This is a genomic window from Clostridia bacterium (assembly GCA_016887505.1).
Taxonomy (GTDB): domain Bacteria; phylum Bacillota; class TC1; order TC1; family UBA5767; genus UBA5767.
Genome location: CP069393.1, coordinates 704,467 through 715,637, shown reverse-complemented (window position 1 = coordinate 715,637; position 11,171 = coordinate 704,467). Strand labels below are relative to the sequence as shown.

13 protein-coding genes are annotated in these 11,171 nt (G+C 38.2%); 12 read left to right on the top strand and 1 reads right to left on the bottom strand.

All coding sequences use genetic code 11. The features are described 5' to 3' along the window. Nucleotides 1–116 precede the first annotated feature (116 nt). From rpsO to JR334_03495, 8 genes are all read left to right on the top strand, one after another. Nucleotides 117–380, top strand: a complete 264-nt coding sequence (gene rpsO, locus JR334_03530) for a 30S ribosomal protein S15 (protein ID QRN86307.1) — start codon at nt 117–119, stop codon at nt 378–380. Nucleotides 381–505: 125 nt separating this feature from the next. Beyond that, complete coding sequence (locus tag JR334_03525) at nt 506–2,695, top strand: polyribonucleotide nucleotidyltransferase (protein QRN86306.1); 2,190 nt, start codon at nt 506–508, stop codon at nt 2,693–2,695. Between the two features lie 99 nt (nt 2,696–2,794). Continuing rightward, nucleotides 2,795–3,190, top strand: coding sequence for an arsenate reductase ArsC (locus JR334_03520; protein ID QRN86305.1), 396 nt, complete (start codon nt 2,795–2,797; stop codon nt 3,188–3,190). Then, the gene (locus tag JR334_03515; protein ID QRN86304.1) at nt 3,183–3,524 is read left to right on the top strand and encodes a winged helix-turn-helix transcriptional regulator; all 342 of its coding nucleotides are present in this window, start codon (nt 3,183–3,185) and stop codon (nt 3,522–3,524) included. Before JR334_03520 ends, JR334_03515 begins: the two co-directional genes overlap by 8 nt. A 21-nt stretch (nt 3,525–3,545) precedes the next feature. Further along, entirely contained in the window at nt 3,546–4,556 is a 1,011-nt protein-coding gene (locus tag JR334_03510) for a permease (protein QRN86303.1), read from the top strand. A gap of 43 nt (nt 4,557–4,599) precedes the next feature. After that, entirely contained in the window at nt 4,600–4,827 is a 228-nt protein-coding gene (locus JR334_03505) for a TM0996/MTH895 family glutaredoxin-like protein (protein QRN86302.1), read from the top strand. A gap of 149 nt (nt 4,828–4,976) precedes the next feature. Further along, nucleotides 4,977–5,522, top strand: coding sequence for a chromate transporter (locus tag JR334_03500; protein QRN86301.1), 546 nt, complete (start codon nt 4,977–4,979; stop codon nt 5,520–5,522). Then, nucleotides 5,519–6,037: a chromate transporter gene (locus JR334_03495; GenBank protein QRN86300.1), complete on the top strand. Its 519-nt coding sequence runs from the start codon at nt 5,519–5,521 to the stop codon at nt 6,035–6,037. Before JR334_03500 ends, JR334_03495 begins: the two co-directional genes overlap by 4 nt. Before the next feature lie 65 nt (nt 6,038–6,102). Here JR334_03495 and JR334_03490 read toward each other — a convergent pair whose 3' ends face one another. Next, the gene (locus JR334_03490) at nt 6,103–6,291 is read right to left on the bottom strand and encodes a 50S ribosomal protein L28 (protein QRN86299.1); all 189 of its coding nucleotides are present in this window, start codon (nt 6,289–6,291) and stop codon (nt 6,103–6,105) included. A gap of 149 nt (nt 6,292–6,440) precedes the next feature. On the opposite strand from JR334_03490, the gene JR334_03485 reads away from it, so the two are divergent. The 4 genes from JR334_03485 (at nt 6,441) to JR334_03470 (ending at nt 11,168) form a co-directional block, all read left to right on the top strand. Then, a complete protein-coding gene (locus JR334_03485) occupies nt 6,441–6,797 on the top strand; it encodes an Asp23/Gls24 family envelope stress response protein (protein ID QRN86298.1) in 357 nt (118 codons plus the stop codon). A gap of 15 nt (nt 6,798–6,812) precedes the next feature. Beyond that, the gene (locus JR334_03480) at nt 6,813–8,414 is read left to right on the top strand and encodes a DAK2 domain-containing protein (protein QRN86297.1); all 1,602 of its coding nucleotides are present in this window, start codon (nt 6,813–6,815) and stop codon (nt 8,412–8,414) included. Nucleotides 8,415–8,506: 92 nt separating this feature from the next. After that, nucleotides 8,507–10,747, top strand: coding sequence for a bifunctional (p)ppGpp synthetase/guanosine-3',5'-bis(diphosphate) 3'-pyrophosphohydrolase (locus JR334_03475; GenBank protein ID QRN86296.1), 2,241 nt, complete (start codon nt 8,507–8,509; stop codon nt 10,745–10,747). After that, a complete protein-coding gene (locus JR334_03470; protein ID QRN86295.1) occupies nt 10,716–11,168 on the top strand; it encodes a D-tyrosyl-tRNA(Tyr) deacylase in 453 nt (150 codons plus the stop codon). The genes JR334_03475 and JR334_03470 overlap by 32 nt, the downstream gene beginning before the upstream one ends. Nucleotides 11,169–11,171 lie beyond the last annotated feature (3 nt).

The following is an 11,171-nucleotide window of genomic DNA, read 5'->3' as shown; positions in this document are numbered from 1 at the left end:
GTCAAAAGTATAAATTTGCGATAATATTATTCGGGTAAGAACCTTTTGCTTGGTTCAACGAGTCCTCAACGTTCTACGAAGCTAAAGGCGATTAAATAAAGTTAGGAGGAAAAATCATGGCATTGAAAGAAAAGAAAGACATTATCGAAGAGTTTAGACAAAGTGAAAATGATACCGGTTCTTCAGAAGTACAGATTGCACTTTTGACCAATCGCATCCATCACTTGACTGAACACGTTCAAGTCCACAAGAAAGACCACCATACCAGAAGAGGTCTTCTCAAGTTGGTCGGAAAACGTAAAAGACTCCTGCGCTACTTGCGGGAAAACGATTTCGAGCGTTACAGAGCAGTTATCCAAAGTCTGGGAATCAGACGCTAGAGAAATAATCTTTGCATACAAAAAAGACAGGTGATTGCCTGTCTTTTATTTTTGCTTGTCTTTTAATGGCAGGACAATTATACTAGTAAGGTAAAGGATAAAAAGTTTACAATATAGGGACTGGGATGGCTCAGTCAAAGGAGGACAATTTGAAAAAAGTTTTAAAAAAATCGATGGAGATTGCAGGTAGAGAATTTTCCCTAGAAACTGGGAAAATGGCTCAAATGGCTAGTGGTGCTGTAGTTGCTCGTTACGGAGATACCATGGTGCTTTCCACTGCTACTATGGCGAAGCAACCACGTCCGGGAATGGATTTTTTCCCATTGACGGTAGATTTTGAAGAAAAAATGTATTCTGCTGGTAAGATTCCTGGTGGTTTTATCAAGCGTGAGGGACGTCCTGGTGAAAAGGGCATTTTGGCTTCGCGTCTTACAGACCGTCCGATTAGACCATTATTTCCAAAAGGTTTCCGCAATGATATCCAAATCGTTAATACAATCTTGTCTAATGACGAGGACAATGAGTGTGATATTGTTGGTATGATTGGCTCATCGGCAGCTCTTCATATATCGAATGCTCCTTTTTTAGGACCGATAGCAGCGGTGCGTGTGGGATTGATTGACGATGAATATATTTTCAACCCTACGATGGAACAACACGAAGAAAGCCTGTTAAACCTTACGGTAGCAGGAACTTTTGATGCTGTTATGATGGTAGAAGCCGGCGCTAAAATGGTTCCAGAGAAAAAAGTCTTGGAAGCAATTTTACTGGCTCACGAAGAAATTAAAAAAATTGTACGTTTTATAGAAAAGTTCAGAGAAGAAGCTTTGGCATTAGGACTAGCGAAAGAGAAGTATGTCTACGAACCTGAAGAAATTGATCCTGATTTTAAAAAGGCTGTAGTCGATTTTATCGGTGGACCAGTGTACGACGTAGTGCATAAAGCAAAAGATGAAAAAGTAGGAAAAATGGAACGGGACTTGCTATTTAGTAGTTGCAAAGATTCTGTGAAAGCTTCATTTTTCGAAGGAAAAGACGCGGAACTTGAAGAACATCCTGAATACATGAAGTGGTTTTCAGATATTTATGGAGAAGTAGAAAAGAAAACCATTAGACAGATGATGGTAAAAGAAAAAGTACGCGTAGATGGCAGAGCACTTGACCAGGTTAGACCAATTAATTGTGAAGTAAACCTGTTGCCACGTGTGCATGGATCAGCGCTGTTTACTCGTGGTGAAACGCAAATTCTTTCAGCAGTAACCTTAGGTACTGGCGCTTCAGAACAGATGATTGATGGACTGAACACCATGAAAGTAACTAAACGCTACATCCACCACTATAACTTCCCACCTTATAGTGTAGGGGAAACTAGACCTATGCGTGGACCTGGAAGAAGAGAAATTGGACATGGTAACTTGGCTGAAAGAGCATTGTTCCCTGTTGTACCACAAGACGACCAGTTCCCATACGTAATTCGTGTGGTATCTGAAGCTCTGAGCTCTAATGGTTCTACTTCGATGGGTAGTGTTTGTGGCTCTAGTATGAGCTTAATGAGTGCTGGTGTACCTATCTCAGCAGGTGTGTCTGGCATTGCCATGGGATTAATTAAAGAGGATGATGAGGTAATTATCCTTACAGACATTCAAGGAATGGAAGACCACTTAGGAGATATGGACTTTAAAGTTACGGGAACCAGAGAAGGTGTAACAGCGATGCAGATGGATATCAAATGTGACGGTATTGACCGTGCAGTCCTGACGGAAGCATTGGATGCAGCTTTGAAAGGCCGTATGCATATTCTATCGAAGATGGAAGAAGCTATCGTGGAACCGAATAAAGAGCTTTCGCCATTTGCACCGAAGATTACAACCTTATGGATCGATAAAGATAAAATCAGAGAAGTCATCGGACCGGGTGGTAAGATTATTAAGAAAATTGTGGAAGATACTGGTGTTGAAATTAACATTACCGACGATGGAAGAGTAGATATTGCTGCAATCGACCAGATTGCTGGACAAAAAGCAATTGACATCGTAAATGCAATCACCGCAGATGTAGAACCTGGAAAAATTTACGAAGGAAAAGTCGTTAAAGTCATGGACTTTGGTGCGTTTGTAGAAGTAATTCCTGGTGCTTATGGCGCGAATGGAAAAGAAGGGTTAGTACATATTTCTCAGTTGGATCATAAGCGTGTTGAAAAAGTTGAGGATATCTGCAAAGAAGGAGATATGATGCTAGTTAAGGCCATTGGCTATGACAAGCAAGGAAGATTGAAATTATCTCGCAAAGACGCTTTGAAAAAAGAAACGAAATAAACTTAAAAAACACCCGAAAGGGTGTTTTTTTTATTGACACTTGTGAAAAAGTATATATACTTATATATGGATATGCGCATATACAAACAAGGAGGAAATATGAAGATAGGATATATCTGTATTGGTAATTCATGCAGGAGCCAAATGGCTGAAGGTCTAACCAATGCTTTAGAAAATACTGATATAGAAGTATATAGTGCGGGCACTCATCCCACTATGCAAGTAAATCCTAAAGCAGTAAAGGTTATGGAAGAAATTGGGCTAGACATTTCTATGTATCGTCCGAAAAAACTCGAAAATATACCGGATTTAGATATTGTGGTGACCATGGGCTGTGGTGTGGAATGTCCAATGAAATTGGCTAGATACCGTATAGATTGGCAGATTGATGATCCAGTAGGTAAAGATATTGACTTTTTTAGGAATACAAGAAATGAAATTAAAAACAAGGTTTTGGATCTCCTAAAACAGATTGAGGAGGGAAAGTATGCCTAATAAAACGGAAGAGATATTTAAGTTGCTAGGAGATGAGACGAGATTACATATCTTAGACTTGTTATATCATGGACCGGTTTGTGTTTGCCAAATTACTGGAGTATTAGAAGAACCACAGGCAAAAATTTCTAGGCATTTGGCAAAACTTAGAGACGCGGACTTGGTGAAAACACTCCGAAAAGACCAGTTTGTTGAATATAGTATAAATGATAATAATATATTCCTTATGCAGATTATGGAAATTCTACAAAAGAAACACGATGACCCGTCTTTAGAAGTGGTGCGGTCGCGTCAACATCTAAAACAACATTATTTGAATCAATGCAAAATATAAGGTTAACAAGGAGGCAGAAAAATGAGTAGTGTATTTACTTGGCTTAACAGTGTAATACTTCGGATGGATTGGCTGTCTGAACTAGTATACAATCTATTGGACAACGTAGTTGGCATGGACATGCAAACACGTGTAGCACAAAGTTTGCAATTTTTTATCTTTGATGTAATTAAGATCTTCATATTACTTAGCGTATTAATATTCTTAATATCCTATATACAAAGTTATTTTCCACCAGAAAGAACCAGGGTTATTCTGGGTGGTATGAAAGGTATTAAGGGGAATATTATGGGGGCGTTATTGGGTACTATAACCCCGTTTTGTAGTTGTTCTAGCATCCCCATATTCATTGGTTTTACCTCAGCAGGCTTGCCAATTGGCACCACGTTTTCTTTCCTAATATCTTCACCCTTTGTAGACTTAGCATCCTTGCTAGTTCTGGCTTCCTTTTTTGGATTCAAAATTGCCATTGCCTATGTGGTGGTAGGAGTAATACTAGCTGTACTTGGTGGAACAATCATTGAAAAACTGGGCATGGAAAAATATATTGAGGATTATGTAAAAGAGGGTGGCATTTCTGATGTACCACTAGAGGAACTTACCCATAAAGATCGTCGTGAATATTCAGTAGAACAGGTCAAAAGTATTTTCATTAAAGTATGGAAATATGTATTGATTGGTGTGGGTATTGGTGCTGCTATTCATAACTGGATTCCTCAAAGTATTATTGAAAATGTAGTTGGAAGCAATAATCCATTTGCTGTGATTTTGGCTTCCTTAGTCGGTATTCCGATGTATGCTGATATCTTTGGAACGATTCCCATTGCAGAAGCGCTGTTTTTGAAGGGTGTAAGTGTTGGTACTGTGCTAGCCTTTATGATGTCAGTAACAGCCTTATCACTGCCATCCATTATCATGATTAGTAAAGTTATTAAAAGAAAACTATTATTTACTTTTGTGGGTATCGTATCTGGAGGAATTATAATCATAGGATATTTGTTCAATGCTTTTTCTTTCCTTTTGATAGGATAGAAAAAGTGCTAATATGGTTTTAAAATTAGAAATGGAGGAACGTATGAAAATTGAAATTTTAGGAACCGGTTGTAAAAAATGTAAACAGCTTCATAAAGCTGCTATAGAAGCAGTCGAGGCAAAAGGCATCGAAGCGGAAATTGTCAAAGTGGAAGATATGAAAGATATCATGGCATATGGTGTAATGAGTACGCCTGCCTTGGTTATTGATGGAAAAGTAGTTTCAAGTGGTAAAGTTTTAAAATCTAAACAAATCGTAGATATGCTATAGAAAAGGGTCAACATCATAACTTTTGGTTTGGATAATAACCATAGTGAGTTGTACTGAATAGTAATTCAACAAGAAGAAAAATCACTTATGTGATTTTTTTTCTTGTAATATAAATCCTTTTCTACTAAAGTGAGTGGAAAGGAGTAGTTATGCTTAATATTCAATTGTTTTTTCAGTTTTTCAAAATAGCATTATTTACATTAGGTGGTGGCTATGCAATCCTACCAGTTATGCGAAATCATTTTGTCGTAAAAACGTCCCTTATAGAAGAAGACGAATTTCAAGAATACCTTTCGCTAGTACAAGGCTTACCAGGTTCACTAGCCGTAAATTGTGCAACGTTTATTGGTTACAGGCTCAACGGATTGAAAGGAGCCATAGCCGCTGTATTGGGAAGTATCTCCCCTTCATTTATCGTGATTAGTGTTATTAGCTATTTTTTCAATAAAATTGGTGAAAATCCTATCGTTATGCAGTTTTTCATGGGAATACGTCCTGCAGTTGTAGCCTTGATTCTTTATTTTGCTTTTACCATGGCCAAAAGAATGAAGTGGAATGCAATAAAGGGAGTTCTGTTGGCGGTATTTTTCTCAGTGATTTTATTTTATAGAATCAATCCTATTATATTGATCCTATTCGGTGTGAGTGCGGGATTTGGCTACTCCTGGTATGTGGCTCGGGAGGCGAGAAAATGATATTGCTGACATTATTTATTGCTTTTTTTAAGATTGGTTTGTTCAGTTTTGGGGGAGGCCTTGCAATGCTTCCTTTAATTCAGAATGAGGTTGTATTGAAGATGCATTGGATTACCCATGGCGAGTTCTTAGATGCAATTGCCATTGCGCAGGTGACGCCGGGACCCATTGCTCTAAATGTAGCGACCTACAGTGGATTCAAGGTTCATGGAATTTCAGGTAGTTTGTTTGCCACATTAGGGGTTACGATGCCATCGTTTTTGATTTGTTTAACATTGGCGATGGTATTTCAAAAGGTGCGAGGTCATAATGCTTATGAGAATGTCCTAGAAATCATCAAGCTTGTAGCAATAGCGCTGATTGCATCAACAGCCATCATTTTGACTCCAACTTCAATTGTTGACCTTAAGGGATTCTTGATATTTATCGTTACATTGATTATTTTTGCAAGTGAACGATTTAATCCAGCTTTGATTATTATTTGTTCGGGAATAGTAGGACTACTTTTATACTAGTTGAAAGAATTAATTGGAAATAAAAAAAAGACTTCACACGAAGTCTTTTTTCATTTCTCATCTCATTAGATTGCTCTTTTAACTTTACCTGATCGTAGGCAACGGGTGCATACATTAAGTTTCTTAGTTGTACCATCCACGTCGACACGAACTTTTTGGATGTTCGCGCGCCATACTCTCTTATTTTTTATATTAGAGTGGGAAGCTGTTATACCAGCAACAGTTCCTTTTCCACATACATCACATTTTGCCATTCTCCGCTCCTCCTTTAGCCTTGAGTTTCCCTCTTTGCATACCTCTAGATTATAGCAGGACACCAAACTTTACGCAACCCCCAATTGGCTATTTTTGGTTTGAGATTTAAGGTCATTCGTGTTATAATCCTTTGAGAAAGGAGTGTCATATGCCAAATAAAATTATCTCTAAAGATGGTACAATTACCATAACCAAAGATGTCATCGCTGACATTGCGGGTGCAGCTACTATTGAATGCTACGGTATTGTGGGAATGGCTACACAGACATTGCAGGACAGTCTCTTTCAGCTTATCGGAACTGAATCTCTAAATAAAGGGATTAGTGTTAAGACTAAAGACGATAAGATTTCAATTGACCTGTATATTTTAGTAAGCTACGGCACAAAGATTAGCGTCGTTGCCCAAAACATCATAGAAAATGTTCGCTACAAGGTTGAAAAGCTGACAGGCGTAGGAATAGAAAAAATAAACGTAATCGTACAAGGAGTACGTACTATAGACTAGGAGGTGCATGCCGAAATGAGAGACTACTTTGATGCACCTCAATTAAAAGCAATGTTTATTGCTGGTGCAAAGAACCTCGCAGCCAATAAAGAGATGATTAATAATCTCAATGTGTTTCCAGTACCTGATGGAGATACTGGTACCAATATGAGTTTAACCGTCTTGGCAGCTGTGAAAGAGTTAGAAAATCTCGATGAACCAAATTATAAAGAATTTGCAAAGGCCTTGTCAATGGGAGCATTGATGGGTGCTAGAGGAAATTCAGGTGTAATTTTGTCCCAAATATTTCGTGGATTCTCCGCAATTATCGGGGAAGCAACGATTGTCGATAAAGAATTATTGGCAAAAGCAACACAACACGCAGTGGAAATTGCCTATAAGGCGGTTATAAAACCCGTTGAAGGAACGATACTGACCGTAATAAGGTCTTTGGGTGAGGCTGGTGAAGCCGCCAAGGACATGGATATTGACATTGATGAAATGGTCAGCTACATGATTAAAGAAGGCTTTAAGACCCTAGATAAAACACCGGATATGCTACCTGCTTTGAAACAGGCGAATGTAGTAGATGCGGGTGGAATGGGTCTACTTGTTTTACTGCAAGGGGCCGAGGCTCATCTACAAGGTATTGAGATAGACCATACCATAGAGACTGTAGAAGAAAATGAAATTAAGGACCATAGTGATCTTAGAGAAGAAGATATCGTTTATCCCTATTGTACAGAATTATTTATAAAAGGGATTAACCTACAGCGGAACATAATTATCCACGAATTAAGCAAGATAGATGGAGATTCAATGGTTGTTGTAGTCCAAGATGAGATGGCTAAGATTCATATGCATTCAGATGATCCTGGTAAGATACTTGAATATGCCGTAGGCCTAGGCAGTCTGCATGATATTAAAATTGAAAATATGCGAGAACAATTTGAAGATCGTCAGAAAAAACCAAAGGAAATGAAAGAATATGGTTTTCTTTGCGTAGCTGCAGGCGATGGATTAAAAGAAATTGCTAGAAGTATGGGCGTGGATTATATAGTTTCTGGTGGACAGACCATGAATCCTTCTACGGAGGATATTGTGGCCGGAATCAAGGAAGTCCATGCGAAAACGGTTTTTGTTCTTCCAAACAATAAAAATATAATCATGGCAGCAGAACAATCAGTACATCTACTTAAGGATGTGGATATTCGTGTAATCCCTAGCCGCTCATTTGCTCAGGGAATGGCCTCATTGATTGCTTTTAATACAGATGTATCCATAGATGATAATGAGATTGCCATGAAAGAAGCTCTTAAGGAAGTTGTTTCCGCTGAAGTGACATATGCTGTGCGAGACACGGAACTAGATGGACACAACATTATGGAAGGCGAAATCTTAGGGCTTTCTGAAGGAAAGATTCAAATTACTGGTGGAAATGTAGAAGAAACAACGATTGATTTAATTGGTAAGATATTGGATGATCAAGAAATTATTACCCTGTACTATGGTGAGGATGTAAGCCAGGAAGAGGCCAACCATTTGGCAAATATTCTTGAGGAAACACACAAAGAGGCTGAGATTGAAATATACTATGGGGGACAACCCTTGTATTATTATTTAATTTCGATTGAGTAGAAGCTTAAAAGCCTGATTGTTCAGGCTTTTTTTGATTATGAATTATTTTTAGATAACTAGTCCATAGTAACTATCGAAAGCTGGTTGGTAACATGACGAACGAAAAGGAAAATCTTAGTGTCGATAAGTTAATCGAGCGAATAAAAGAGTATAATCCTGATGTAGATGGTGCGCTAATTCAAAAAGCGTATCATACTGCATTTGAAGCTCATAAAGGTCAGGAACGTAAATCTGGCGAGGAATATATAATACATCCTTTGAATGTAGCATTTATCCTTGCTAATTTTCAGATGGATACAGCCTCAATTGTAGCAGGATTATTGCATGATGTTGTTGAAGACACGGTCATCTCATTAGAAGAAGTGGAAAAAGAGTTTGGCGAAGAAGTTGCTCTTCTAGTTGATGGAGTTACTAAACTTTCGATGATCCAATACAAGGACCGGGAAGAGCATCAGGTAGAGAACTTGCGCAAGATGCTTCTTGCAATGGCCAAAGATATCCGGGTCATCATGATTAAGCTTTCAGATCGTCTGCATAATATGCGAACACTCAAATATATGTCAATTGAGAAACAAAAGAGAACTTCGCAAGAAACCTTAGAAATTTATGCACCGTTAGCCCATCGATTGGGTGTGTTCAGAATTAAATGGGAGCTTGAAGACTTGGCTCTAAAACATTTAGAACCAGAAAGCTATCGAAAGCTCGTGCAGACAATATCCATGAAACGCAAGGAAAGAGAAGAATATATTAATAGCGTTATCGAGATATTGAAAAAAGAAATTGAAGAGTTGAACATTTCGGTCGATATCCAAGGTAGACCGAAGCATTTTTTCAGTATCTACAATAAGATGACCAAACAAAATAAAGAGCTTAGCGAAATTTATGATCTGATTGCAATCAGAATTATTTTGGATAATGTAAAGGATTGCTATGCTGTTCTAGGGGTTATTCATACTTTGTGGAAACCGATTCCTGGAAGATTTAAAGATTATATCGCTATGCCCAAACCCAATATGTATCAATCTCTCCACACAACGGTAATTGGACCAGGTGGAGAACCGTTTGAGGTGCAAATAAGAACATGGGAAATGCATAGAACGTCAGAATTTGGCGTGGCAGCACATTGGGAGTATAAAGAGGGAAAACGAAAGGGTTCTGAGGATATTAACAAGCAGTTTTCCTGGTTTCGAAATACAATCATAGATTTACAAAAGGATACTGGAAATGCTAAAGATTTCATTGATACCTTAAAAACAGATATATTTTCTAATAGAGTCTATGTGTTCACGCCGAAAGGTGATGTAATTGAGTTAAAACAAGATTCAACTCCCATTGATTTTGCTTATATGATTCATACTGATATTGGCAACCGGGCAGTGGGGGCTAAGGTAAATGGGAAAATGGTTCAATTTGACCATAAGCTTAAAACAGGTGATATCGTTGAGGTGAAGACCTCAAGAAGTGGTAAACCCAGTATGGATTGGCTTAAAATTGTAGCAACTACCCAAGCCAAGAATAAGATTCGGAACTATTTTAAAAAGCTAAACCGAGATCAGAAGATTGATCTAGGTCGGGATTTGTTGATGCGTGAAATGAACAAAGAACGACTGAACATGAAATATGCTGGTGATAGCTACATGGAGCAATTGATTAAGATTTATTCAATGAATGCATTTGCTGATATGTATGCCGCCATCGGTGATAATGGACTTACAGCGACCCAAGTTGTAAATCGAATGAAGGATATTGCAAAAAAAGAAAATAAAGAAACCCTGTCTTATTATGAAAAAAACATTAAACCTTGGGGTGGGTATGGTAAGGCATCTAATGGTGTGCGAGTAAAAGGTATCGATGATACCATAATCCGCATTTCGAGGTGTTGTAATCCAATTCCGGATGATGCGATTGGTGGATACGTCAGCCGCGGCGCTGGGATATCTGTACACAGGCAGGATTGTGCAAACTTTAAGTATTTGAAAAAGACAGAGCCAGAGAGAATTATTGAAGTTGCATGGGATAACAAGCAAGACAGCATATATCAAGTAATGCTGGAAATTATCGGGATAAACCGAAGTCAACTTGCTCTAGATGTTATGAAGGTATTAAACGATGCCAAGACAACCACAAATTCCTTTAATGCTAGAGTTACCAAAGATTTAATGGCACAGATTGATGTAAAAATTCTAATAAATGATTTAGGACATTTGGAATTCATCATACAGCGCCTCATGAAAATCAATGATGTAATAAATGTAAAACGGGTCACGCCACGTAAAAAGGGTTGGGCGGAAGGAAAAAAAAGTGAGAGCAGTCGTACAAAGAACAAGAAATAGCAAAGTGGAAGTAGAAGGTCAAATCGTAGGCAGTATTGACAAGGGCATGGTGGTTCTATTGGGTGTTGAGGACGATGATACTGAGAAGGATTCATCACTCATGGCTAAAAAAATCGCTAAATTAAGAATCTATCCTGATGAGAATGGAAAATTAAACCATTCTATCGGGGAAGGTAAGGGTGAAGTTTTGCTGATTTCCCAATTTACTCTTTTAGGGGATGCTAGAAAAGGCAATAGGCCAAGTTTTTCTAAAGCTGCTGAACCCAAGCTGGCGAATAGTTTATACCTGCTTGTGAAAAAAGAGTTGGAAACGACATATGGTTTAACAGTGGAGACAGGGAAATTTCGCTGCAATATGCAAGTTTCACTGCTTAATGATGGACCGGTAACAATTTTATTGGATACAAAAAAACAGTTCTAATGG

Coding starts and splice junctions, on each gene's coding strand:
- rpsO (QRN86307.1), top strand. CDS start 117: ATGGCATTGAAAGAAAAGAAAGACATTATCGAAGAGTTTAGACAAAGT.
- JR334_03525 (QRN86306.1), top strand. CDS start 506: ATGGCTCAGTCAAAGGAGGACAATTTGAAAAAAGTTTTAAAAAAATCG.
- JR334_03520 (QRN86305.1), top strand. CDS start 2,795: ATGAAGATAGGATATATCTGTATTGGTAATTCATGCAGGAGCCAAATG.
- JR334_03515 (QRN86304.1), top strand. CDS start 3,183: ATGCCTAATAAAACGGAAGAGATATTTAAGTTGCTAGGAGATGAGACG.
- JR334_03510 (QRN86303.1), top strand. CDS start 3,546: ATGAGTAGTGTATTTACTTGGCTTAACAGTGTAATACTTCGGATGGAT.
- JR334_03505 (QRN86302.1), top strand. CDS start 4,600: ATGAAAATTGAAATTTTAGGAACCGGTTGTAAAAAATGTAAACAGCTT.
- JR334_03500 (QRN86301.1), top strand. CDS start 4,977: ATGCTTAATATTCAATTGTTTTTTCAGTTTTTCAAAATAGCATTATTT.
- JR334_03495 (QRN86300.1), top strand. CDS start 5,519: ATGATATTGCTGACATTATTTATTGCTTTTTTTAAGATTGGTTTGTTC.
- JR334_03490 (QRN86299.1), bottom strand. CDS start 6,291: ATGGCAAAATGTGATGTATGTGGAAAAGGAACTGTTGCTGGTATAACA.
- JR334_03485 (QRN86298.1), top strand. CDS start 6,441: ATGCCAAATAAAATTATCTCTAAAGATGGTACAATTACCATAACCAAA.
- JR334_03480 (QRN86297.1), top strand. CDS start 6,813: ATGAGAGACTACTTTGATGCACCTCAATTAAAAGCAATGTTTATTGCT.
- JR334_03475 (QRN86296.1), top strand. CDS start 8,507: ATGACGAACGAAAAGGAAAATCTTAGTGTCGATAAGTTAATCGAGCGA.